This window comes from Pseudoalteromonas sp. 2CM32C, assembly GCF_023161925.1.
GTDB classification, from domain to species: domain Bacteria; phylum Pseudomonadota; class Gammaproteobacteria; order Enterobacterales; family Alteromonadaceae; genus Pseudoalteromonas; species Pseudoalteromonas marina.
Window position 1 is genome coordinate 256904 of the sequence record NZ_JALNTI010000004.1, and the last position, 24587, is coordinate 281490.

Below are 24587 nucleotides of genomic sequence, written 5' to 3' on the forward strand. Positions count from 1 at the left end.
TGGCTCTTACTTGTTAAGGGCCAATCAAATGGAGTAATAAATGGCGTTTGAGCAATTGGCAGCCTTGCCTTGGGTAAAATCTCAAAAAGATAAAATTCAGTGGGGGCAGCTAAGCGGAAGTGGTTTAAGTATTGCTATTGCCGAAGGTGTTAAACAGCAAAAGAACTTAGTATTAATTATTACACCCGACACCCCCAGCGCGCTGCGCCTTGAAACAGAGCTAGAATATTTATTACCTAATAATCCGGTAATGGTATTTCCTGATTGGGAAACCTTGCCTTACGATCATTTTTCTCCTCATCAAGATATTATTTCTGCGCGTTTAGCTACATTAAATACCCTAAAAAAAGAACAGCAAAGCGTATTAATTGTGCCTGTGTCTACGCTTATGCTGCGAACCGCTCCGGCCTCGTTTATTTATGGTTCGACAATAAACTTTAAAGTAGGCGATAAACTCGACACACATAATTTTAGGCAAAACTTAGAGCAAGCCGGTTACCTAAACGTGCAACAAGTTATGGAACATGGTGAGTACGCAATTCGTGGCTCAATCGTCGATTTATACCCTATGGGTAGTCCGCATCCATTTAGACTCGACTTTTTTGATGACGAATTAGACACCATTCGTCTATTTGATGTGGAAACGCAGCGCTCTGATGAAAAAGTAGATAAAATTGAACTGCTGCCAGCGCATGAATTTCCAACAAATGAGTCAGATATTGAGCGTTTCAGGATTGGTTACCGTGAAAAGTTTGGTGCAAGTTCGGAGCAAGACTCTGTTTACATGCAAGTTAGTAAAGGAAACTGGCCAGCTGGTATTGAATACTACATGCCGTTATTTTTTGAAAGCCTAGCCACTATTTTTGACTACCTGCCTGATGATACAACCGTTATGCAGTTAGGCGATTTAGAACACGCTGCGGATAATTTTTGGCACGATGTTAATGTTCGTTACGAAAACCGTAAAGTGGACCCTCTGCGCCCACTGCTTGAACCAAATGCCTTATATCAGCCAATTGAAGAGCTGTTTTCTAACTTAGGGCAATTTGCGCGTATTCGTTTATCGCTTGCCAAGCTGGGCACAAAAGCGGGTAATAAAAATTTATCCGTATGTGAATTACCTGCAATAAGAATAGATCATAAACAACACGAGCCCTATGCGGCATTTATAGACTACGTTACAGCACAAAAGAAGAAAAAAAGTCGCATATTACTGAGCGTTGAGTCGGATGGTCGACGTGAGTCTTTACTCAACATTTTGAAACCCAGCGGTTTAAAGTTTAAAGAGTTTGATACCTTTGAACAATTTACCCAAAGCGATAGTGATGTAGGCTTAATTGTAAGTCCGCTTGAGCAAAGCGTTGTGCTTGGCTCTAAACCTTCATTATCAATTATTACAGAACAAGAGCTGCTAGGTATTAAAGTCTCGCAGCGCAGACGCCGTAAACATAAGTACGAAGCAAGCCAAGACGCCCTAATTCGTAACTTAGCTGAGCTCAAAGAAGGTCAGCCTGTTGTGCATCTTGACCACGGTGTTGGCCGCTATCAAGGTTTACAAACTATTGATGCAGCAGGTGTAATTACAGAATTTGTGACCATAATATACGCCGGTGAGTCTAAATTGTATGTGCCTGTGTCGGCACTACATATGCTTAGCCGTTATTCAGGCGGCGAAGAAAGCAGTGCACCACTGCATAAGCTCGGCTCTGATGCGTGGGAAAAGGCAAAGAAACGTGCTGCAGAAAAAGTTCGTGATGTAGCCGCAGAGTTACTTGATATATACGCACAGCGCCAAGCTAAACCAGGCAATAAATTTACCCTAGACGGACAAGCCTATCGCCAGTTTAGTGAAAGCTTTCCGTTTGAAGAAACCGACGACCAGCGTAATGCAATTGAAGCTGTCTTAGGCGACATGCAATCAAAACAAGCGATGGATCGTTTAGTGTGTGGTGATGTAGGCTTTGGTAAAACCGAGGTCGCTATGCGGGCAGCTTTTGTTGCTGTTAACGATGGTAAACAAGTTGCCATTTTAGTGCCCACTACCCTGCTTGCGCAGCAACACTATGAGAATTTTAAAGACCGTTTTGCTGACTTCCCTATCGAGGTGGGTGTGCTTTCTCGTTTTAACTCAACCAAAGAGCAAAAAGACACGCTAGAAAATATGGCGAATGGCAAGCTAGATATTGTTATTGGTACCCATAAACTTATTCAGCAAGACATTAAATTTAACGATTTAGGGCTACTCATCGTAGATGAAGAGCATCGATTTGGGGTACGCCAAAAAGAAAAAATTAAAGCGCTACGTGCAGATGTCGATATTTTAACGCTTACCGCAACGCCTATTCCTCGAACGCTCAATATGGCAATGAGTGGCATGCGCGACTTATCTATTATTGCTACCCCACCGGCCAAACGCTTGGCGGTAAAAACATTTGTTCGCCAACGTGATGTGGAGCTTATTCGCGAAGCCATTTTGCGTGAAATTAAACGTGGTGGCCAAGTGTACTTTTTGCACAATAACGTTGAAACAATTGAACGCGTGGCTCAAGAATTAAGTGAATGGGTGCCTGAAGCAAATGTAATTACCGCTCATGGGCAAATGCGCGAGCAAGAGCTTGAGCAAATAATGACCCAGTTTTATCACCAAAAATACAATGTAATTGTGTGTACAACCATTATCGAAACCGGTATTGACGTACCCACTGCAAATACCATTATTATGGATAGAGCCGACAAACTAGGCTTAGCACAATTACACCAATTGCGTGGGCGTGTAGGCCGAAGCCACCATCAGGCATATGCCTATTTGCTTACAGGCGACCCTAAAGCATTATCAAAAGATGCCAGCAAACGTCTACAAGCAATTGAATCATTGGAAGATTTAGGCGCTGGTTTTGCACTTGCTACACACGATTTAGAAATTCGTGGTGCAGGTGAGTTATTGGGAGACGATCAATCTGGGCAAATGCAAACTATTGGCTTTAGCTTGTATATGGAAATGCTTGAGCAAGCAGTAAATGCACTGCGTGAAGGTAAAGAACCCACTCTTGAAAACCTCTTACAAAAACAAACCGAAGTTGACTTAAAACTGCCTGCATTACTGCCTGATGATTATATACATGACGTAAATGCACGATTAGGTATGTACAAGCGTGTAGCTAGTTGTGCTAACCTAGGCGACATTGATGAGTTACAGGTAGAACTAATAGACCGATTTGGTTTATTACCTGATGCAGCTAAAAACTTATTTAGTTTGCAACAACTCAAAATGCAAGCCAGTAATTTAGGGATAACAAAAATAGAGGCAAACCCTAAAGGCGGCTACTTTGAATTTAGCCAAAATACCAAGGTTAATCCTAGCTTCATTATTGGGCTGATACAAAGTGCACCGCATATTTATAAAATGGAAGGCGCAAATAAATTGCGCTTCGCTATTAGTGAGGCAAATGCCCGCGAACGCTTAAAAATGGTCACTGCTATGATTGCAGATTTCGAAAAAAAGGTTAGCCATTAATGTTGCTAAAAAAATCGCTGGTAGTTTTATGTTGCTTATTTAGCAGCACTGCAGTTGCAGAGCGTTGGTTTGAAGCTGAGGTGCTGATATTTAAACAGCGCCCAGCCCCCTATTTACAAGAAGACTTTAGTTTAAAACACGAGGCTATTGAAGCTAAAAACACGCTTGATTTATTAACGCCACTTTATACCGAACAAGCCATGCAAGCCTGTATTGATGGCGATACACGCTTTCAAAAGCGCTCATTTACGGATTCGCTCGTTAACGACAATCCACGCTCGGGTGTTTGCGATGCAAGCACCGACTATGTTCAAAGTTACGATACATTGCCTGTTACACCTGTGGCACCGGCACTTGATACCATGGAGCAACCCTACTTACTTGCCCCAGAACAGTTACAATTTAAAACGCAGTTTGAGCAACTAGACCGTAAAGGCTTAACGCCTATTTTACATACTGGATGGCGTTTTGAAGCAAAAAGTAAATCACGTGCGCCAAGCATGCACTTATTTGCCGGTGAGCTTATCAAAACACGCGTTTTTGATGTGCCGCGCTATTCAAATCCAGACTTTGTTAGTTTATTAGAGCCGCAGCCTAGCTTATTTAACGACCCCGATGAATCAACTAGTAAATGGGAATTAGAAGGGTTATTTAAAATTCACTTGCGTCACTATTTATTTATCACTGCAGATTTTGATATTAGCCAAAAACTACAAAGTGGTGATGTAGAGTCATCACGGTTTTCACAATTTAAACGTGTAATAAGTGGTGAAATTCATTACTTTGACCACCCTCGCATGGGCATGATTGTCCAAATTAGAAAATTTAAACATTAATACTTAATAGGATACAACAATGAAAAAACTCCTAATTATTGCAGCTACACTAAGCCTGGCTGCATGCTCTAAAGTAACAGTAGAAAACTACGAAAAAATTAAGATTGGTATGGATAAAGCTGAAGTAGAGGCTGTATTAGGTAGCGCTGACAACTGCGTAGAAAAAACACTTCATACTAACTGTGTTTGGGGCGACGAGTCTAAAAATATAGAGATTACACTCGTTTCAGACAAAGTGACTTTATACAGCAAGCACGGCTTAACTCAATAAAGTCGTGTATAAAAAAGGGGGGATAGACTGTGGTCTATCCCCCCTTTTTTATTTTTTAGAATAAATGAGCTCAATGTTGACTATTTTACTGCGATTTAAGGTGATTTTATAACGCTGATAAAGTGTTTTATCACCTTCAGTGTGCACCAATACCATATTTAATTGATAACGTCGCTCAACGGCTTGTTTTGATATTTTATTGCTATCTAAATGGTAAAGCTTACCTTCACCACGTTTTAAATAACGGGCAAATGGCGCTAGGTTAAATTGCAGTGTTTGCTGTAACGTATCGTATCCAGGTAAAAACTCTTTGGCCGACACGCGCGTTTCACTCGCAAAGTGCAGCCATTGCGCAGCCTGTTTGTTTTGCTGGCGACGTTTTGAAAAAATGGTTTGAACTTCTTTCGGTATTTTTTTAAAACGCGTGTACTCAAGCCAAATAAACTGGCTGGCTATTTTGTCTTTGGTAATACTATTTTTAAAGGTAAATCGCCATTTTGGCCGCCCTTGAACTATTGCGCGCCAAATTACACGGGTGATATCTTCTTTAAAAATTTCACGCAAACCATAAATTACACCCAGTATCAAAATGAGAGTCGCTGTTACCTCTGTAAAACTGGAACGCGCATTAAGAATTACCAGCATCACAAACGCCATAATAACCGCTGTTACTGTTCCCTTTACTAAGCGCTTTAGGTAACTATTTAAAAAGCGAGTATTGCGCTGAAGTATTACTCCATGCTCAATTAAACGTTGCAATAAACGCATTTTATTTGTGATTCGATTGGCGTCTTGAAGGGTGGTTTCAGAGTTATAGTTTTTATCTGCTCTGTACACGTTTTCGCTTTTACAAAATTGCAAAAGGTCGTTCCGCTCTTTAGCAAAATCGCTACTGCGCGGGCCTTCATCTAGTAATTTTAAAAATGATTGCTCAACGTGCCAACTCAGATAGTTATCTGCGTTTGTATAAAACGGCAGTAACTTTTCATCATCGGGTGTATAACGGCGTAACTTTTTTAATAGGCCTTCACTTTGCTCAAATAATTCATTTGCACGATTATAAAACTCTTCCGCCTCGCTTAACTTAAGCGCATCCTTAATATCAGCATCAAGCGCTAAACGCACTTGGTAACAAAATAAGTTTAGATTTTGCCTGTAGTCTTGCTGTTCGCCTTTGTTTTTACTTACAAAACGGCTTCGTACTAATGGCAAGTGAATATTGTTAGCGTTGTAAGCTAAGTGAGATTTGAACTGATTGTTGAAGTAAGACTCTTCGCTCAGTGTTTTGGGGTTTATTCCCATTTCGTTAGGAATAGAAAAGTACAGATCAATACGCTGCTCTGAACGCGCATTTAACTCGGGCTCAATGACAAAAGATAAATTTTCGTCTTGTTTTAACAATCAACTCTCCTTTTTCTATTCGTTTTAGTTTACTTGCCTCCAGTAATTTGTTCAATAAAAAAGGCCCCGTAAACACGGAGCCTTACTCGTTTAAATATTTAACTTAAACACTGGTTAACGTATTTGTTTGCAGTTAAAACTTATAGTTAATATTTGCGAATACTCGTGAACCAATTACGTCGTAAATCTCAGGTACGGTGCCCATGTCATTTCCGCCAAGTACTTCTTCTGGCTCTTTATCAAAAATATTATTCATACCACCTGTCACTTTTAGTGACTCATTTAGGTTGTACGTCATTGAAATATCGTGATAAATAACATTGTCTGTGCTGAACGACTCGCCGTAGTAGTCGCCACTCATGCCACGAATAAAGCGTGCGTTATAAAGCACACTAAACGCATCAGACAAATCGTAGTTTACAGATAAGTTAGATTTGATTTTAGAGTAGCCACCAATGTTACCGTCAATAGTCCCCGTATAATCAATATCATCTTGCTCAAATTCAACCAAGTAAGTTGTATCTAAGTTAATACGGTAGTTATCGGCGGTATAACCAATGTTCCAATCAATACCTGACGTTTTTTGAGAGCCAACATTGGTTAATGCTGAGCTTAAGTTTGATAAATCACCTGCTGGGGTAATATTTACCGAATCACACGACTGCGTGTCGCCCGCAAAACAGTTGTTCATTTCGTTTTGTACATCTAAACGCGTAATGGCGTTTGTAATGTCAAACTTCCAGTAGTCAAGTGTTGTAGATAAACCGTCAACTACTTCCCACACCATACCAAATGTAAACGAACGGCTTTCTTCTGCTTGTAAGTCTGCATCACTGGTGTAATTTACCAAAATTTGTGCGTCTTGCTCGTTGCCCCATGGATCGGCTAGGTAATCGTAAGAGCCCGAGTTGCCACCAAATAGTTCAGCAACATTTGGCGCTCTAAAGCCGGTAGCTAGTACAGAACGAACCATAAATGAATCTGTTACATCCCATGTAGCACCCAGTTTCCACGTTGTTTCACCACCAAAGGTAGAGTAATTATCGTAACGTGCAGCCCCTTCAAGTGTCACGACTTCTAATACCGGCATCGATGTTTCAAAGTAGATAGACTGTACCGAATAGTCACCTTCAGTAGGATCTTGCTGTGCTGCTGTACTTTGGCCCAATTGTGTAATTAAATCAGGTGTGTAAAAACCACTTTCAAAACGGTTCTCAATACCTATAGCGTAACCAATATCGCTATCGGTTAGTGCGCTATAACCTGCAGATAGGATAAATTGCTCATTTCCACCTTCATTGCTTTCAGTGTAAATAGAATCGTTAGCAGTTAAAAAGTCACGGCTAAGTGCATCACCACTAAACCAAATTGCTTGGTTTGCGTAAATACTTTGCTCTACTTGGCTTGCATTGATCGAGTTTTGTACTTTATCTTTAGAGTCGTTTCTGCCGTAAGTAGCACTTACATCCCAGCTTGCATCGTTATCTAAGACGCCTTGTAATGCCACTGATGCACGGTATGTGTCTGTTGTTTGCTCGTATATTCGCGGCCCAGCATCAACCATTCTTCTGCGATACTCTAGCGAATCGGTAAGCTCACCGTCGACAATAAACGCATTGGTGTATTCGTTATCAAGGTTTGCTGTAAGTAAATCTACACTGGCTGGTTGAGGTGCCAATTGCTGTGATGAATCACGGCGTGTATACATAAGGTCAACATTGAATGTGGTATCAGCGTCTAGCTCTTTATCAAAGCTTGTAAATAAACTGTACAGATCGTTTGGTGTTTGTGCATAACTCGATGTAGTAAAGTCGTACGACGTTGTTCTATCTGCAAACTCACCATTACCTTCGTATGTTTTACCGCCTAGCGTACCTTGTGGAATAAACGAAGACTGCCCTGCAGGCACAAAGCTACGATCTGATTGGATCACCTCGCCACGGCTTGAAAACTGTGCACCAACAACTAAGTTACCATCGGCAACCTGCATGCCGTGTAATAAGCTAGTACCGTAGTTGTTACCATCACCCTTAGTTGTGCGACTTCCTTCAACATTAAGCTCAGTACCTTCAAAATCTTTTTTAGTGATAATGTTAACAACACCAGCAATTGCATCAGATCCATACACCGCTGATGCACCATCTTTTAAGATTTCAATTGATTTGATCATTGCAACAGGAATGGTATTTAAATCAACTGAAGAGTCTGCACCGGTACCAGAAGAAACCATACGACGACCATTTAATAACACTAGGGTACGTTGTGACCCCATGCCACGTAAGTTAACAGTTGCAGAACCACCTGAACCATTATTACTTGAAGCACCAAGGCTTATACCCGCAGCAGATGGCTGAGTTGAGAGAATATCGGCAACAGAAGTGAAACCACTTTTTGCAATAAAGTCATCGCCAATAACGGTAATTGGACTGGCTGTTTCCATATCAGTACGGTTGATACGTGAACCCGTGACCTGAATTTTTTCGATTGAATTTGCAGCTTCGTCTGCTGCTAGTACATGTACACTTGAAAACATTGGGATGGCTGCTATTACAGCTAGACCAAGAGTCGATTTAGTCATGAAAGAATCCTACTTGTTGGAATTTACCAAGATTGGTAAAACTCATTTGTTATAAGAAGAATGAGTCGGCAGGCAACTTAAGCGCACTTAACTGAACGAAAACTTAACGCTTGAGTGGTTTTTGACAAAGACAAAAAAGGCAAACCTAAAAAAGGTACAAAGGTTACTACTTGTTTCATTGTTAATATAAAAATACAATTTAAAATTAATAAGTTAAAATAGTTTTAATACAATTAAAGTACAGATGAAATCAAACATCTCTACTTTGTAATCAAATGTAATTACACCTGTTGTTTAGCAATAATTCAGGTATTAACAACTTAATCACACCCCATTATTAAAAAGGTAAAAGCACCTGAAAGTTGCTAACTCATAAGAAAAGCTTTTGGGTCATAGTGAATAATAAGTTCGCTTATGTTGCTTGAACATGTCTGCTTGAAACTTGGTCTACACTATATGAAGAATGTGAGGTACTGATATTAACTATGGGTATAAATCAAATCAGTTGGCTGGAATAAATGCGCCATTTGCGAAAGCTTAACTTTGTGACTACGTACTTTTGACAGGGCTAATTAAAAAATTAGTTTTAGATGTATTTTTGAAATTTTAGCACTAATGACTAAAGGGTTGGTGCATTTAATTAATTACGCTTTGCTTCGCATTGGTATTACCGGTTCAAGTTCGAGCCTATCAAAAAGAAAAGTTTATAAGCTTAGGTAAACAACAAATTTGGGATAAAACGTGATCGGTTAACTGGTAAATTCGTAATATTATTAAAGCTCGTTAGTAGGTAACATAAAAGTAATAGTTAAGGGTATCTTCGGTTGAAGTGATTGTATTTATAACAGTTAATTCAAGGGTCCAAAGCATATTGTTCTCTGAGCAAATGCCAACCATGGTTTCGCTTTGCCACAAATCTCCTTGCTGTACAAACTGCTGCGGGATAAATCCCATGTACATAGTTATCCCTTTCAGTTTTGCTTGTGTGATTTTTGTATTGTTGGGTAATTTGCTGAAAATTGTAAAAGGTGTTTCAGGTGAAAGAGATTGATCACTGAGCCACACTTTCACTTTATTTGGGAAGGTACATTCTTGGTTAGGTTCGCAGTTTGAATTTTTATGTATGCTTGCGTCTTTTTGATTATCAAAATCACAGGCGGTCAACAATAAAAGTAGCAAAAACACATAACATAATTGGGTTGCTTTCATAAAAATTCGCTCCGAATAAAAGCAGATACTAATAATCAAGCTTATAAATGACAAGCATGGCCCACTAAATAATCAAATTTAGGCACTCAGCTAATCAAAAAATAGACAACAAAGCCACAAAGTTTGATTGATGTCATAATATTACGTAATTGACCTATCTTTTTTAGGCCAAAAAATTTATTATTTCCCTCGCAAAAATTAGGGTTTCTCGAGTTTGTTTTCTGAAGCATTCATGCTTTGAACGTTTTAGGTAACATGCTTGTGAAGTAATAGTAGGCCCCACTTTTTAAGTGGGTAATTCATTTCTAAACGCATTTATTGCAGCGGAAGCCAGAAAATGAGCCAAACAGTAGCATCACAAACTGAGTATAACTATAAAGTTGTACGCCAATTCGCTATTATGACAGTGATTTGGGGCATCGTTGGCATGAGTATTGGGGTTCTGATTGCTGCCCAATTAGCTTGGCCAGCACTTAACTTTGATACACCATGGTTAACTTACTCTCGACTACGTCCGTTACACACGAACGCAGTAATTTTCGCATTTGGTACAAGTGCACTTTTTGCGACGTCTTATTACGTCGTACAACGTACTTGTCAAACGCGCCTTTTCTCAGACAAACTTGCCGCAATTTCATTTTGGGGCTGGCAGCTAGTTATTGTATTAGCAGTAATTACCTTACCATTAGGTATTACAAGCTCTAAAGAATACGCTGAACTAGAATGGCCAATCGATATTTTAATCGCTGTTGTTTGGATTATTTATGCAGTTGTATTTTTTGGTACTTTAATTAAACGTAAAGTATCGCATATCTATGTTGCTAACTGGTTCTATGCTGGCTTTATCATCACTGTTGCAGTATTGCACATTGTGAACAGTATGGCAGTGCCTGTATCGTTAACTAAATCATACTCTATCTACGCAGGTGCAGTAGATGCGATGGTTCAATGGTGGTACGGTCATAACGCTGTAGGTTTCTTATTAACCGCTGGTTTCTTAGGTATGATGTACTACTTTGTACCTAAACAAGCAGGTCGCCCTGTATACTCTTACCGTTTATCGGTCGTTCACTTTTGGGCACTTGTATCTCTATACATTTGGGCTGGTCCTCATCACCTTCACTACACTGCACTTCCAGATTGGACGCAAAGTTTAGGTATGGTTATGTCTATTATCTTATTTGTTCCATCTTGGGGTGGCATGATTAACGGTATAATGACCTTATCGGGTGCGTGGCACAAACTGCGTACTGACCCAGTACTTCGTTTCTTAGTTGTATCACTCTCTTTCTACGGTATGTCTACGTTTGAAGGCCCAATGATGGCAATTAAATCTGTGAACGCATTATCTCATTACACAGATTGGACTGTAGGCCACGTTCACTCAGGTGCACTTGGTTGGGTAGCTATGATTTCTATTGGTGCTATTTATCACCTTATCCCTGCACTATTTGCACAAGGTCGTATGTACAGCATTAAGCTTGTTAACACACACTTCTGGTTACACACTGTTGGTGTTGTTTTATACATTGTTGCAATGTGGATTTCAGGTGTAATGCAAGGTCTTATGTGGCGTGCAGTAAATGCTGACGGTACATTAATGTATAGCTTTGTTCAGTCTTTAGAAGCATCACATCCTTTCTACATAATGCGTTTTGTTGGCGGTGTATTCATCGTAACAGGTATGTTAGTTATGGCTTATAACGTTTTCCGTACAATTTCAGCTGAAAAAGAATCACTGAAGTTAGACGCGCAAGCACAATTAGCATAACGGAGTGAGATGATGAGCAATAAAAATTCACAAAACAAACACGAAATAGTAGAAAAAAACGTTGGCCTTATGGCCATACTGACTGTTTTTGCTATCAGCTTTGGTGCATTAGTTGAAATTACTCCACTTATGTTCCAAGACGACACAACAAAACCAGTAGATGGCTTACGTCCTCTAAATGCATTAGAAATGGAAGGTCGCGATATATACGTGCGTGAAGGTTGTTATAACTGTCATTCACAAATGATCCGTCCTTTTCGTGACGAAGTTGAACGTTACGGCCACTACTCTGTAGCAGGCGAGTCAGTATGGGATCACCCTTTCCAATGGGGTTCTAAACGTACTGGACCTGACCTTGCTCGTGTTGGTAAACGTTACTCGGACGATTGGCATTATGCTCACTTAGTGAACCCACGTGATGTGGTTCCTGAGTCTAATATGCCAGGTTTCCCTTGGTTAGCAGAGAACACAGTTGATACCAGCTTAACTCTGAAAAAACTACAAATTTTCCGTGATACATTCGCTATTAACCCAGAAAACCCAAAACATCCGGGTTTAGGTTACGGTAGCGATGAAGAACTAATAGCTGACGTTGCCAAAGTTGATGCAATGAATGACGGTAAAGGTGCAACAGAAATGCAAGCCCTTATCGCTTATTTGCAACAGCTTGGCACGCACTTGAAGTAATTATTATGGATTACGGAACATACAGAGGCATTTTAACTCTGGTAATTTTAGTATTGTTTATTGTGATTGTTGTATGGGCATACAGCAAGCGTACCAAAAATCGTTTTGACGACGCTGCTAATGCCATTTTTGAAGATGAAAAAAAACATAACAACACACTCTCTAACGAGGAAAAGGAGTCTGAAAAATGACTAGCTTTTGGAGTATTTGGGTTATTGTTTTAACCCTAGCATGCTTACTTATTATCTTTGGCCTATTAGTGTGGAACTTAAAAAACTACGCTGGTGTTGAAGAAGGTGAAGATTGTGGGCATGAGTATGACGGTATTACCGAACTGAACAATCCACTACCTAAGTGGTGGACTTACATGTTCTTCGCAACATTTATATGGGCGGTTTACTACTTAGCGGCTTATCCAGGTTTAGGTAACTGGGAAGGGTTAGGTAAATGGACAAGCTCTAATCAGGGTATTACATCTTTAGCGGAATCTAAAAAAGCAGTTGCGGATGCTAAAGAAGAAGGCCGTTTTGTAAAGCTTGATAAAGAGTACGAAGCAGCAGAAGAGCGTTTTGGTCCTATTTTTAACCGACTTGCAAAAGTACCTGTTTTAGATTTGGTTCAATCTAAAATTGATGGTGATGCAGCGCAGCAGCTAGCTCTTGAAAATGGCACAGAGCATGAACAAACAGATGGTCAATTAGCACTAGAAATTGGTCAGCGTTTATTCTCTCAAAACTGTGCACAATGTCACGGGTCTGACGCGCGTGGTGGTATTGGCTTCCCTAACCTAACTGATAAAGATTGGTTATACGGTGGCACACCAGACAAAATTAGAGAAACTCTTCTGATTGGTCGTGTTGCAGCTATGCCTCCTTGGGGTGCAGCATTAGGTGAGCAAGGTATAAAAGAAATGACAGCACACGTGTTGAGCCTTTCTGGTCGTACAGTAAACCAAAAAGATGCAGCCGCTGGTGCAGCTAAGTTTGCAATGTGTGCAGCATGTCACGGTGCAGACGGTAAAGGGTCGGTTGCTCATAACTTACCGTTTGGCGCACCAAACTTAACCGACAACATATGGTTATACGGTGGTTCTCAACGTGCCGTTGAAGAAACACTGCTTAACGGTCGTGCCGGTGTAATGCCAGCGTGGAAAGACATTTTAGGTGAAGATAAAATCCACCTTTTAACTGCGTACGTTTACAACTTATCGCAAGATAAATAAGCACGCTGTTAATAGAATGTTTATAAATTAATTTATTAAATTCAATAGATTAATCCAGATCAAAAAAGCCTCCACTTGGAGGCTTTTTTTTAGTCTTTTACGTACAATTACTATAAAATAACCTCTTCGAAACTAATATTAGAGTCACTATGCAACCTACTCCGTGGTATAAAAACTTTTGGCCTTGGTTTTTAATTTTTTTCCCGCTAGCAGCTATTGTTGGCTGTATTACTTTACTAATAACGGCAATTGGCAATGGCCCAGATATGGTCGTTGATGATTACTATAAAAAAGGTAAAGCAATTAATTTAGAGCTCAGTAAGTTCGAGAAAGCAAAAGCACTTTACTTACATGGTGAATTAGCCGTAACTAACGACCGAGTGAGTTTTAAATTTACCAAAGGCGATAGCAGTAATGTATCGGCTTTAAAAGTATCGTTTTATCACCGCACAATCAAAGCACACGACTTTGAAGCGATACTTACAGCGAATGCAAACAAAGAATTCACCGCACTTCTTGAAAATTACACTGAAGGTGCCTATTCCATTTTTGTTGAACCTATCGATAAAACATGGAAACTAAAAGAAAACATTACCCTACCTACGGTTGAAACCGTTTTAGTTACGCCTAACTATAAGTAGTTATTATTATGTCTAATTCTTGCTTTCATTGCCTTGAAAGTGTGCCAAAGGGATTTAGCGCCACAGTAACAATAGACGATACCCCTCAGCCAATGTGTTGCATTGGCTGCCAGGCCGTAGCGCAAAATATTGTTGAGCAAGGAATGACTGATTACTACAAATACCGCACAGTCAGTGCGGGTAAAGTAGAGCAACTTGTTCCTGAGCAATTGGCATTTATTAAAAGTTACGACAACGAAGATATTCAAGATGAATTTATAGCCACAAGCAACAATATTTCAGAGGTATTACTGAGTGTTGAAGGCATTACTTGCGCCGCATGTGCGTGGCTTATAGAAAAGCAATTATTGAGTTTAAACACTGTTAAACGGGTAGATGTAAATACCTCAACTAACCGTGCAATGATCCAATGGGACAAAACAGCGACTCCACTGAGTGATATTATTACCGCCTTAGCTAAAATAGGCTACAAAGCATATCCATTTCAGGCCGATACCGAAGCACAACAAAAACAACAAACTGCAAAAGCGTATATTCGCCGCTTAGGTGTGGCAGGCCTAATGACAATGCAAGTAATGATGTTTGCATTTGCCATGTATTTTGGCATGTTTTCAGGTATGGATAGTAATTTTGAACAGTACTTTAGATGGATAAGCCTTGTATTAGCTTCTCCTGTTATTTTATATAGTGCGCTGCCCTTCTTAACCAACGCAATTAACGGCTTAAAAGCTAAACAGCTTAATATGGATTTACCTGTTTCTCTAGCAATTTTTGGCGCCTACGGAGCCAGTTGTTATGCAACCGTTATGCAAGTTGGTGAGGTATATTTTGAATCTATTTGCATGTTTACCTTTTTATTATTATTAGGTAAATATTTAGAATTTAGAGCGCGTTTAAAAGCGAGTGAATACACAGCAAACCTTCAGAAGTTACTACCATTAACGGCTCGCACGCTTACAGATAGTGGTGAAGAACTCATTATTGCGGCTAAAAAGCTTAAACTTAATGATGTTGTGCTAATTAAAGCAGGTGAAACCATTCCCGCCGACGGCGAACTCATTAAAGGTAAAACGACCGTTGATGAATCAATGATGACCGGCGAGCACCAACCGGTTAACAAGTTCATAGGCCATAATGTGTATGCCGGCTGTGTAAACCACGATGGTGTTATTGAAATTAAAATAAATAAAATAGGCCAAAACACCCTTTTAAATCAAATTATTCGTCTGCAACACAATGCGCTTACAAAGCGGCCTAAACTGGTCGAAATAACCGATAAAGTAGCACAAGGGTTTGTAGCTTGCTTGTTGGTATTTGCCTCGTTGACCGCCATTGGTTGGTATCAAATTGATCCCGAGCATGCTTTTTGGATTACTATTTCAGTATTAGTCGCAACCTGCCCTTGCGCTTTAAGCCTAGCAATACCGACAGCCCTAACCTGTGCAATTGCCAGCCTAACCAAAAAGGGGATTTTAATTAAACAAGCCCATGTACTTGAAACCCTCTCAAAACTAACTTTATTTGCGTTTGATAAAACAGGCACACTCACACAAGGTAAATTTAGCCTTGATGAAGTAGATATTATCGACAACAGCTACTCAAAAGATGATGTAATGGCTATTGTAGCAATGTTGGAGCGCTTTTCTGAGCACCCGATTGCAAGTGCATTTGACGGCTACACTCCAGCAAAACATAGCCTTCATAACATTGAAGTGCACGCAGGTTTAGGGATTAGTGCACAAGATGAAACCACCCACTACGCTATAGGTAAAAGTGGTTGGTTTGACAGTAAAAAAACAAACGCGCAAGCCAGTTTGTATATAAACAAACACGTTGTGGCACGTTTTTATTTTGTAGATAAAGTAAAGCACGATGCTCAAAGTTTAATTAAATCGTTACATGCGCAGCAATTAACTTGCCACATGCTTACTGGCGATGCGTCAGATGCGGGCAAAAAAGTAGCTAAACAATTAAACTTAGACAGCGTGCAATCTGGTTGCTCACCACAGGATAAACAAACAGCCGTAGAGGCATTTTCATCTCAAAATGAGGTGGTCGCTATGGTGGGTGATGGCATAAACGATAGCCCTGTATTTGCAAGTGCCCATTTGTCTATTGCAATGGAAACTGGCGCTGATATATCAAAAAACAGCGCCGATGTTGTACTGCTAAATAGCGATTTAGCGTCTATTGATCACTTACTCAATATAGCTAAACAGACTCGGCGTATTATTAAACAAAACCTAACATTGTCTTTATTATATAATGGTTCAATATTACCGCTTGCAGCACTTGGGTTAGTTGCTCCATGGATGGCCGTCATTGGTATGTCTGCCAGCTCAATTATTGTGATTTGTAATTCACTAAGGCTATTAAAGTTATGAGCATAATTTATATTTTGATCCCCATTGCCATATTGTTTGTGCTTATTGCCATTGGTGTATTTTTTTGGGCGGTAAGAAGCGAGCAGTTTTCTGATTTGAACAAACAAGGCCACAGTATTTTGTTTGAAGATGACAAAGAGCAGCATAACAAAAGTAATGATTGACCCTTTATACATTAGCGCATTTTTAATGGGTTTGATTGGCAGCGGCCACTGCATAGCAATGTGTGGAGGGATTGCCAGCTCGTTACAATTAGCCAGCGACAAACGTAAAACACTTACCTATTCATTTGCTTATAATATAGGGCGTGCAATAAGTTACATGCTTGCAGGCTCACTCGTTGCGGGTATAAGTAGCCAATTTGCTAAACAAAACACATCATTCTCTGTAACGCTTTCATTTATTGCAGCAATTTTTATGCTGTTAGTAGGCGTTTACATAATGCGCTTAGGACCTACACTTCAATGGCTTGAAAAAGTGGGTAAAACACTTATTTGGCAGCATATTATTAAGCTTAACAAATATTTAATGCCGGTTGACTCAACAGTTAAAGCCATAGGCTACGGGGCTTTATGGGGCTGGCTTCCGTGCGGTTTGGTTTATTCAGCGCTAACCTGGGCAATGACGAGCCCCACAGCATTTGATGGCGCAATGGTTATGCTATGTTTTGCACTAGGTACATTTCCTGCCATGATCACAGTAGGGATCACTGCGCAAAAACTCAATAGCATTATAAATCATCCTTGGACCCGAATAGTATTAGGCAGTGTTATAATTTGGTATGGTATCTACTTATTGATTATTGCAACCGACAAGTTAGTACATTAATGTTAAGATGTATTAACCTTTTCAGGTTTATTTCCCCCTGTATATAAAAGCTAAAACGGATAAAATTATGGATTTCACTCAAAGTCGCGCTAAAGGTAATTGTGCTATTAGCTGTAATAACTGCAGCATAAGCCAATTGTGTTTACCGTTTTCGTTAAATGGCCAAGAAATGGATAAGCTTGACGAAATTATTGAGCGAAAAAAACCATTACACAAAGGTGACTATTTATTTGAATCGGGTGCACCATTAAAAGCGATTTATGCTGTACGCTCTGGCTCATTTAAATCATACACCTTGTCTGAGCAAGGTGATGAGCAAATTACAGGCTTTCATTTGGCAGGTGACTTAGTTGGTTTTGATGCCATTAGTAAAATGGCACATCAGAGCTTTTCTCAAGCCCTAGAAACCTCAATGATTTGCGAAATTCCCTTCGACACTCTTGACGAGCTTGCAGGTAAATTACCTAAACTACGCCAGCAAATAATGCGTTTAATGAGCAGTGAAATTACCTACGATCAAGAAATGCTTTTACTGCTTAACAAAAAATCGGCAGAAGAACGCCTAGCTAGTTTTATTTATAACTTGTCTGAGCGATTTGGTGAGCGTGGTTTTTCGCGTAAAGAGTTTAGGTTTACTATGACCCGTGGTGAAATAGGTAATTACTTAGGCCTTACAGTAGAAACCATTAGCCGTTTATTAAGTCGCTTTCAAAAAGCCGATTTAATTAAAGTAGAAGGCAAGTTTATTACTATTTTAGATAATGATGCACTCGCTAAAGCAGCAGCCATTGTTAAATAGGTATACCTTGATATAGAACAACAATTTATGTGCTAAGCCTTTAACTGTTTTGTATTTGAGTTACACTAAAAGTACACCAGTTAGATAAATGGAGTAGCACATGAACACAATTAAACGCATTCTCGCGGTTATTGACCCTACCAAAGACGATCAACATGGTTTAGCGCGCTCAGTCGAACTGGCAAAAAAATCTGGCGCAACAATTACAGCATTCATGACGGTCTATGACTTCTCTTATGAAATGACAACGATGCTTTCAGGCGATGAGCGTGAAGCGATGCGCGAAGCCGTTTTAAAAGACCGCGAACTCTGGCTCAACGATTTAGTTTCACCTTACAATAACTTAAATATTGAAACATTAGTTGTTTGGCATAACCGCCCTTACGAAGCCATTATTGAAACAGTTATCGATCAAAATTACGATTTAGTCATTAAAAGCACTCATCAACATGGTGCACTAAAATCGGTGATATTTACCCCTACAGATTGGCATTTGGTACGTAAATGCCCTACTCCAGTATTATTTGTAAAAGAAATGGCATGGCCTGAAAATGGCAATATTTTAGCTGCTGTTAACGCAGTGAGCGAAAATGATCAGCATATAGCGTTAAACAAACGAATAATTAAAGACGCGCAATTTTTATGTGAGCTTGCTAATGCAAAACTTAACTTAGTCAATGCATATCCTGCCACCCCTATTAATATAGCTATTGAAATACCAGAGTTTAATCCAAGTCTTTACAACGAATCAGTTAAAAAACACCATATAGAATCAACTAATGCACTGGCTACTGAATTTACATTAACTACTGAGCAATGCTTTATTGAAGAAGGCTTACCAGAAGATGTAATTCCTGATATTGCAAATCGTTTGAATAGTGAATTAGTGGTTATTGGAACTGTTGGACGTACTGGGTTAAGTGCTGCGCTAGTTGGCAATACTGCAGAGCATGTAATAGATAGCCTAGACTGCGATGTATTAGCACTAAAACCAGACGGCTACGTTAGCCCACTGGCAAAAGATTAATAAATTTTGCTGTAGCTCCCGATATGCTAATAACATATAATACGCCCCTTTATTTCTAGCAAGTAATTTGCTGCATTGTTTACTAAGGGGGCGTAGTGTCTAACTCAGCTCAAGCCAAAGCTCAATATAACTTTAATAAGTTACAAAAGCGTTTACGCCGTTTAACTGGTCAAGCAGTTATGGACTTTAACATGATTGAAGAAGGTGACCGTATAATGGTTTGCCTCTCTGGTGGTAAAGATAGCTATACAATGCTTGAAATGCTGCAGCACCTTAAACGTGTTGCCCCCATTAAATTTGATCTTGTAGTTGTTAATTTAGACCAAAAACAGCCCGGTTTCCCTGAACATGTATTGCCAGAGTACCTAGATAAACTCGATGTAGAGTACAAAATTGTAGAAGAAGATACCTACAGTATTGTAACCGACATAATTCCTGAAGGTAAAACCACCTGCTCGCTGTGTTCTCGCTTACGCCGTGGTATTTTATACCGCACAGCTAAAGAGCTTGGTGCAACTAAAATTGCTCTTGGTCATCACCGTGACGACATGATTGAAACACTGTTTTTAAACATGTTTTATGGTGGAAAACTAAAAAGTATGCCTGCTAAATTAATGAGCGACAACGGCGAGCATATGGTTATCCGCCCGCTTGCCTACTGTAAAGAAGCAGACATTAGCAAATACGCGTTTACTCAAGGCTATCCTATCATTCCGTGTAACTTGTGTGGTTCTCAAGAAAACTTGCAGCGTAAACATACAAAAAACATGTTAGCGCAATGGAATAAAGATCATCCGGGTCGCATTGAGAGTATTTTTACAGCCATGCAAAATGTTGTGCCATCTCATTTAGCCGATGCTGAATTATTTGATTTTGAAAACCTAAAAACGGGTGAAGTGATTGATGGCGGCGATATTGCACTCGACAAGCCAGATATTCCTAAAGTACCTGTCAACAGCGATACAGACGAAGAAAACGCTGGCGTTGTTACAATTAACTTAAGCTAACTAAGTTGTATTTTTGGGTTTGCATTAAAGCAAACCCAAAACTAGTTTAACCGTCGGCTAATCCTTTTAAAAACTCCAAGCTTAATTTTTCTTGCTCATTAGGTTGGTATGGCAGCTGTTGTAAACTGTCAAAAGGAAAGTCATTTATATCAAAGTGGCTAATTTCACTATTACCAAAACTGTTTCGCTCGCCAGGACTTGGCGACATCCTTTCAATTACAAATCCACTCAAACGCATATCAGCCATACCTTGCGGCAAAATTGACCAGTGCGCTTTTAAATCAATAGTTTGGCTTCCTTCACTTAGACGTTTTTTACTTACCAAGTGCGCAAGTGGTGTGTCGCCAGTAAAAAGGTTCGCCCGAATACGGTACAAGCCCTTTTTTACTACTTTTAAATTGGCGGGTATAAGCATGTTTTCGCTTTGTGGGTATGCCGACTCAAAACCAATAAGTGTCGCACTCGGTGGCATATATTGAATTTGCGCCACTACAGGGATTTGTTTTCCATCAACATTTGCTTCAACAAATATTTGTAAATTTCGCGGATAGTCTTCCTCAGCTTTAAAAATAACATTGGCTTCGCCATCTTGTGCATTACTTTTATAGGTTGTTACAGTCTCTTTTGTATCTGTATTGGCAAGCTCTACATTCACATTTTTAAGGCCACCTGCGCTGACTTTTAATGTTATTTCTTCTGGATACACAAACCTATATTTACTAAGGCTAACTGTAACCGCATTTCCTTTGTCGTCTATTGGACTTTCAACAGGGTAAAATTGATTAGGTTTTAAACGGTCTTCATCAAATTCAGACAATGGTTGTGAATATGGCGGATATTTAAGCGCACGCTCGTATTGAGTAGCTACCTGCTCTGCTGCTTTTGCTAAGTTGCTATTGTAATCTGTTGTTACTTTTTGTTTTGGTGGTGATTTAGCGGATAAGTGTGCAGTAGTTGCGTGTATGTTTAATTTACTCTCAGCGGGCAAAGGCTGTTTTATCTTAACAACAGCGACTTCAACTTTAGCCTCTTCTTGAGAGGGCCAAACTAATAAAGCCAGTAAAGCCATTACCGAAACGACTACTAGGATTTTTTTTATCATTAATAGCTCAATCCTTATAAAAAGTGCAGCTTAATTAAGCTGCACATTTAACGTTTATGGGATCACATTATAAATTAATGCAGAAGCACTCGTTGTGTTTGAGTTTTTAATATAACGGTAGTTCTTTTTCCAAAACCACGACCCTGTTGTTTGATCAAATGTATTAAAGCCAACATTTTGTCCGTCGACATTAATGTTATTCATAGCAATGGTTACATTACCTTTACGCTGAGCATTATGAATTTCATTATGGCTGTAGCTGTCACTCATCATCATAGGGTAATGGTTAGGCATAAAACTATTTACCGCATCACTTTGTGATTTTAATCGACCATCAGTATCAATACTGCTGCTACAGCTACCAAATGATCGTGCTGAGCTTGCACCACATGATGAGTGCGACGCAACAACCGAATCATCATTACCTTTTAAAAATGCGCCTGTGATCCCTAAGTATTCATTACCGTCGGCAACAAAACGTAAACGAGGTGTACGCGCATCTGGAAATGGAGATATTTTACGCGCATTATTTACTTTTAAATCGTGTAACACGCCAACCGCTTCGGTAACATCGCTTCCTAGCCACCATCTGAGTGCTGCATCTATAGCAAAATTCCACGATGCACCTGTAAGTGCGCTTACAGCAACATCAGCAAGTTCACTACCGCCACCAGCACCGGCTAAATCAAATGTAGCAACAATATTAAGTGGAGTAAGCCCTGCGTTTTCTAACCAGTTTGCTTGGTTATCAATAATATGGCGTGCAATTAAATCCCCAGTAGAGTGTGTCACTAATACACAGCCATCAGCACATAAGTTTGAGCGAGATAACTGCTTTAATTTAGGCCAAACCCAATCTGTTGCTATTTTACCTTCAACACGCTCGTAGGCAGGCCAATCAATTCGTTCATCTGCTCTGTTATTCCAATACGACTGCCAATATGTTTCGCCATCATTTACAACGTCGCTACCTGATTTATTGGTTATTTGAGATACCTGCAAACCATGAATTAATATTATTTTGTGATCTTTACTTGCAGCAGAAAAACTCATTAGCATAGCAAGGCATGCGCCCACTATATGCTGAGGTTTTATCCACTTGTGTGTGTGTGTGTTGTTCATAAAATTCCTTAATGTGTGTGTTAAATATTATTTGTTAAGGTATTCATTATTAGTGTCTTTTTTTACTTATCTGCAATATTAAGCATTAGAGAAAATAACCTGACTCTACTATCAGCGAGTTATAACTATATTTTACCTGCCTTTAGTAACGTACTTAGTTAAGCAAATTAGTATGACTGATCAGTCCAGACAATGACCAGTATTAGGAACAAAGAACAAAAATGCAACAATTTATTATCATTTATACTGGATCAAAACAAAATTTATTTTTTATCAACAACTTAAAAATTGTCTTTTTTGGAATTATATGGTGGGTTTGTAAAAAATATAGCTGAGGAGTGCAATCTATTTTGCCAAGTCTAAACGTGGTTTAGCCTTGGCAAAAATTTTTAACTGACTTTATTGACCTTTAAGCTCGCTTGTAAATTGCCCTATAGCATTTACAACTTCTTGAGCACCATTTTGTATTTCACTCATCACATTGCCCGACTCTTTAGATAAAGCTAAGCCTTGCTCTGCTTTTTCTTTCCCTTTTTCGATTACATCAACCGTGTTTTGGGTTTGCGATTGGTTACGCTGTACAACTTCAACAATTTCTTCTGTTGCTTTAGATGTACGTGATGCGAGTAAACGAACCTCGTCTGCTACAACGGCAAACCCCCGGCCCTGCTCACCAGCACGGGCGGCCTCAATAGCTGCATTGAGTGCAAGTAAATTAGTTTGCTCTGCAATACTACTAATGCTTTGAACAATACTCGCTATTTGTTGAGATTGTTGATCCAATGCAGAGATTTCGCTGGCCGCTTGCTCCATATTTATGGCAAGCTCTGTCATAACAGCCACTGTGTCTTTAATTACTTCAGCGCCTTGTTCTGCTTTTTTATCTGTTTGTGTTGAGGTGCTGTAGGCAATTTCGGCAGCTTGAGAAATCGCAATTTCTCGGTTTACTTGCTCCGTAATGACAGTCGCAAACTTCATTACTTTATAGAGCTTTCCGGCATCATTAGAAATAGGATTGTAAGAGGCCTCTAACCAGACAATGTTGCCATGCTTATCAACACGTTTAAATCGAGACGCTATAAACTGTCCTTGCCTGAGTTTTGACCAAAAAGCCTGATACTCTTGTGATTCTGACTCTTCGCGCTCACAAAAAATACGGTGATGTTGGCCTAATATTTCTTTTTCTTTGTAGCCCATTGCATCTAAAAATTGCTGATTAGCCTTTAATGCATGTCCTTCTAAATCAAATTCAATAACCGCCATTGATCGGTAAATCGCCTTGATTGTGTCACTTTGCTCACGCGATGCTGAAATTGTTTTGGTTAATACAGTACAAAAAATAGAAAAATATAAAAGCTGATCTTGTTCTCCTTTTACAGGGTGAACAATTAAACGTAACCACTCTACTTGACCGTCTTGGCGAATAAATTGTAACGCGCCCCCCCAATGGCCCTCTTTTTTAATCGCTTTTTGTAAGCTTTTGTACTCGTCTGAGTGCTGGGAATGTTCAGAAATAATATCTAAAAGCGGAGTATTAATAATATGATTTTCTCGATAGCCCAGCATATTAAGGAGCTGCTCGTTTGCGTGGGAAATTCGTCCGTCATAAAGAATATTAATTACTAGCATTTCACGATTAAGGCCTTCCCATACTTGTTGTAGTGGGTAAAGCTCTGCTTTTAAAGATGCTATTTCGTTTTGTTTACTATTAGAAAAAAACATTAATATCCTTACTAATACTCGAGGTATGAAATTTATAAATGCAGAGGCTAATTTATCTACGTGATAAATGAAATTTGCCCTAGCGTTAAATAATTTGCTTAAAGTTCAACCAAAACCAAGACTTTTACATGGTAAAGTAAACACTTAACACACATTTGGGACCATTTATTACTTTAATATAGCCTCCATATAAGTCAAACTTTACGATGGGCTATTTTACTAAAATCACTGTTTAAGCCCCATTTACGCTTTTAAATGCAGTAATAGTGCAGGTAATAACGTTTCTATGCACTGGGCGTTTTCTTCATATTGGTGACTTATACGTACCCAACCGTCTGTTCCCATTATTTGTAGCGAGGTTATTTCTACGCTATCGATGTTTTCGTATTGAGTGCACCACAGCCCTTTTACTCTAAATATGCCAAAACTTGTAGTAATGCGATTTATTGTAAATGAGGTTTTCATA

General features: G+C 39.4%; 21 protein-coding genes. 14 read left to right on the forward strand and 7 right to left on the reverse strand.

What is annotated here, in order from left to right; translation table 11 throughout:
• The first annotated feature begins 40 nt into the window (after positions 1–40).
• From mfd to MTF67_RS10495, 3 genes are read left to right on the forward strand one after another with little or no spacing between them, the layout of a single operon-like run.
• A complete protein-coding gene (gene mfd / locus MTF67_RS10485; protein ID WP_248519488.1) occupies positions 41–3514 on the forward strand; it encodes a transcription-repair coupling factor in 3474 nt (1157 codons plus the stop codon).
• Positions 3514–4350, forward strand: a complete 837-nt coding sequence (locus MTF67_RS10490; RefSeq protein ID WP_248519489.1) for a peptidoglycan binding protein CsiV — start codon at positions 3514–3516, stop codon at positions 4348–4350. Before mfd ends, MTF67_RS10490 begins: the two co-directional genes overlap by 1 nt.
• A gap of 19 nt (positions 4351–4369) precedes the next feature.
• Positions 4370–4621 (forward strand): hypothetical protein, encoded by a 252-nt coding sequence (locus MTF67_RS10495; RefSeq protein ID WP_008126398.1) that lies wholly within the window; start codon positions 4370–4372, stop codon positions 4619–4621.
• 48 nt (positions 4622–4669) lie between these two features.
• Here the strand turns inward: MTF67_RS10495 and MTF67_RS10500 are convergent, their stop codons facing one another.
• The 3 genes from MTF67_RS10500 to MTF67_RS10510 form a co-directional block, all read right to left on the reverse strand.
• Positions 4670–6022, reverse strand: a complete 1353-nt coding sequence (locus tag MTF67_RS10500) for a hypothetical protein (protein WP_008126399.1) — start codon at positions 6020–6022, stop codon at positions 4670–4672.
• Positions 6023–6155: 133 nt separating this feature from the next.
• Positions 6156–8600, reverse strand: coding sequence for a TonB-dependent receptor (locus MTF67_RS10505; RefSeq protein ID WP_248519490.1), 2445 nt, complete (start codon positions 8598–8600; stop codon positions 6156–6158).
• Between the two features lie 783 nt (positions 8601–9383).
• The gene (locus MTF67_RS10510) at positions 9384–9809 is read right to left on the reverse strand and encodes a hypothetical protein (protein WP_248519491.1); all 426 of its coding nucleotides are present in this window, start codon (positions 9807–9809) and stop codon (positions 9384–9386) included.
• Between the two features lie 337 nt (positions 9810–10146).
• Here MTF67_RS10510 and ccoN point away from each other — a divergent pair, with 337 nt between their 5' ends.
• The 11 genes from ccoN to ttcA all read left to right on the forward strand — a co-directional run bounded on the left by ccoN (position 10147) and on the right by ttcA (position 20175).
• A complete protein-coding gene (ccoN, locus tag MTF67_RS10515; RefSeq protein ID WP_006794295.1) occupies positions 10147–11580 on the forward strand; it encodes a cytochrome-c oxidase, cbb3-type subunit I in 1434 nt (477 codons plus the stop codon).
• Between the two features lie 12 nt (positions 11581–11592).
• On the forward strand, positions 11593–12267 hold the full coding sequence (gene ccoO, locus MTF67_RS10520; RefSeq protein WP_006794296.1) for a cytochrome-c oxidase, cbb3-type subunit II: 675 nt from the start codon (positions 11593–11595) through the stop codon (positions 12265–12267).
• Positions 12268–12272: 5 nt separating this feature from the next.
• Positions 12273–12458, forward strand: coding sequence for a CcoQ/FixQ family Cbb3-type cytochrome c oxidase assembly chaperone (locus MTF67_RS10525; protein WP_006794297.1), 186 nt, complete (start codon positions 12273–12275; stop codon positions 12456–12458).
• A complete protein-coding gene (ccoP, locus tag MTF67_RS10530) occupies positions 12455–13489 on the forward strand; it encodes a cytochrome-c oxidase, cbb3-type subunit III (RefSeq protein WP_248519492.1) in 1035 nt (344 codons plus the stop codon). Before MTF67_RS10525 ends, ccoP begins: the two co-directional genes overlap by 4 nt.
• 149 nt (positions 13490–13638) lie before the next feature.
• Positions 13639–14130 carry a FixH family protein gene (locus MTF67_RS10535; RefSeq protein ID WP_248519493.1) on the forward strand — a complete coding sequence of 164 codons (492 nt, stop codon included), beginning with the start codon at positions 13639–13641 and terminating at the stop codon, positions 14128–14130.
• Between the two features lie 8 nt (positions 14131–14138).
• Positions 14139–16514: a heavy metal translocating P-type ATPase gene (locus MTF67_RS10540; RefSeq protein ID WP_248519494.1), complete on the forward strand. Its 2376-nt coding sequence runs from the start codon at positions 14139–14141 to the stop codon at positions 16512–16514.
• On the forward strand, positions 16511–16678 hold the full coding sequence (gene ccoS / locus MTF67_RS10545) for a cbb3-type cytochrome oxidase assembly protein CcoS (protein WP_006794301.1): 168 nt from the start codon (positions 16511–16513) through the stop codon (positions 16676–16678). The genes MTF67_RS10540 and ccoS overlap by 4 nt, the downstream gene beginning before the upstream one ends.
• Entirely contained in the window at positions 16671–17342 is a 672-nt protein-coding gene (locus MTF67_RS10550; protein ID WP_248519495.1) for a sulfite exporter TauE/SafE family protein, read from the forward strand. The genes ccoS and MTF67_RS10550 overlap by 8 nt, the downstream gene beginning before the upstream one ends.
• Positions 17343–17409: 67 nt before the next feature.
• Entirely contained in the window at positions 17410–18141 is a 732-nt protein-coding gene (locus MTF67_RS10555; protein ID WP_006794303.1) for an FNR family transcription factor, read from the forward strand.
• 100 nt (positions 18142–18241) lie between these two features.
• Positions 18242–19168, forward strand: a complete 927-nt coding sequence (uspE, locus tag MTF67_RS10560; RefSeq protein WP_039037900.1) for a universal stress protein UspE — start codon at positions 18242–18244, stop codon at positions 19166–19168.
• Between the two features lie 95 nt (positions 19169–19263).
• Positions 19264–20175: a tRNA 2-thiocytidine(32) synthetase TtcA gene (gene ttcA / locus MTF67_RS10565; RefSeq protein ID WP_008126427.1), complete on the forward strand. Its 912-nt coding sequence runs from the start codon at positions 19264–19266 to the stop codon at positions 20173–20175.
• Positions 20176–20221: 46 nt separating this feature from the next.
• On the opposite strand, the gene MTF67_RS10570 is transcribed toward ttcA, so the two are convergent.
• The 4 genes from MTF67_RS10570 to MTF67_RS10590 form a co-directional block, all read right to left on the reverse strand.
• Positions 20222–21277, reverse strand: a complete 1056-nt coding sequence (locus MTF67_RS10570) for a hypothetical protein (protein ID WP_248519496.1) — start codon at positions 21275–21277, stop codon at positions 20222–20224.
• Between the two features lie 54 nt (positions 21278–21331).
• Positions 21332–22399, reverse strand: a complete 1068-nt coding sequence (locus MTF67_RS10575; RefSeq protein WP_248519497.1) for a hypothetical protein — start codon at positions 22397–22399, stop codon at positions 21332–21334.
• A 399-nt stretch (positions 22400–22798) separates the two neighbouring features.
• Positions 22799–24121, reverse strand: coding sequence for a methyl-accepting chemotaxis protein (locus MTF67_RS18480; RefSeq protein ID WP_039037901.1), 1323 nt, complete (start codon positions 24119–24121; stop codon positions 22799–22801).
• A gap of 243 nt (positions 24122–24364) precedes the next feature.
• Complete coding sequence (locus MTF67_RS10590) at positions 24365–24586, reverse strand: hypothetical protein (RefSeq protein ID WP_039037902.1); 222 nt, start codon at positions 24584–24586, stop codon at positions 24365–24367.
• Position 24587 lies beyond the last annotated feature (1 nt).

Coding starts and splice junctions, on each gene's coding strand:
- MTF67_RS10535 (WP_248519493.1), top strand. CDS start 13,639: ATGCAACCTACTCCGTGGTATAAAAACTTTTGGCCTTGGTTTTTAATT.
- MTF67_RS10540 (WP_248519494.1), top strand. CDS start 14,139: ATGTCTAATTCTTGCTTTCATTGCCTTGAAAGTGTGCCAAAGGGATTT.
- MTF67_RS10550 (WP_248519495.1), top strand. CDS start 16,671: ATGATTGACCCTTTATACATTAGCGCATTTTTAATGGGTTTGATTGGC.
- MTF67_RS10490 (WP_248519489.1), top strand. CDS start 3,514: ATGTTGCTAAAAAAATCGCTGGTAGTTTTATGTTGCTTATTTAGCAGC.
- MTF67_RS10590 (WP_039037902.1), bottom strand. CDS start 24,586: ATGAAAACCTCATTTACAATAAATCGCATTACTACAAGTTTTGGCATA.
- ccoS (WP_006794301.1), top strand. CDS start 16,511: ATGAGCATAATTTATATTTTGATCCCCATTGCCATATTGTTTGTGCTT.
- ccoP (WP_248519492.1), top strand. CDS start 12,455: ATGACTAGCTTTTGGAGTATTTGGGTTATTGTTTTAACCCTAGCATGC.
- ccoO (WP_006794296.1), top strand. CDS start 11,593: ATGAGCAATAAAAATTCACAAAACAAACACGAAATAGTAGAAAAAAAC.
- mfd (WP_248519488.1), top strand. CDS start 41: ATGGCGTTTGAGCAATTGGCAGCCTTGCCTTGGGTAAAATCTCAAAAA.
- MTF67_RS10570 (WP_248519496.1), bottom strand. CDS start 21,277: ATGATAAAAAAAATCCTAGTAGTCGTTTCGGTAATGGCTTTACTGGCT.
- MTF67_RS10575 (WP_248519497.1), bottom strand. CDS start 22,399: ATGAACAACACACACACACACAAGTGGATAAAACCTCAGCATATAGTG.
- MTF67_RS10505 (WP_248519490.1), bottom strand. CDS start 8,600: ATGACTAAATCGACTCTTGGTCTAGCTGTAATAGCAGCCATCCCAATG.
- MTF67_RS18480 (WP_039037901.1), bottom strand. CDS start 24,121: ATGTTTTTTTCTAATAGTAAACAAAACGAAATAGCATCTTTAAAAGCA.
- MTF67_RS10495 (WP_008126398.1), top strand. CDS start 4,370: ATGAAAAAACTCCTAATTATTGCAGCTACACTAAGCCTGGCTGCATGC.
- ccoN (WP_006794295.1), top strand. CDS start 10,147: ATGAGCCAAACAGTAGCATCACAAACTGAGTATAACTATAAAGTTGTA.
- uspE (WP_039037900.1), top strand. CDS start 18,242: ATGAACACAATTAAACGCATTCTCGCGGTTATTGACCCTACCAAAGAC.
- MTF67_RS10525 (WP_006794297.1), top strand. CDS start 12,273: ATGGATTACGGAACATACAGAGGCATTTTAACTCTGGTAATTTTAGTA.
- MTF67_RS10510 (WP_248519491.1), bottom strand. CDS start 9,809: ATGAAAGCAACCCAATTATGTTATGTGTTTTTGCTACTTTTATTGTTG.
- MTF67_RS10555 (WP_006794303.1), top strand. CDS start 17,410: ATGGATTTCACTCAAAGTCGCGCTAAAGGTAATTGTGCTATTAGCTGT.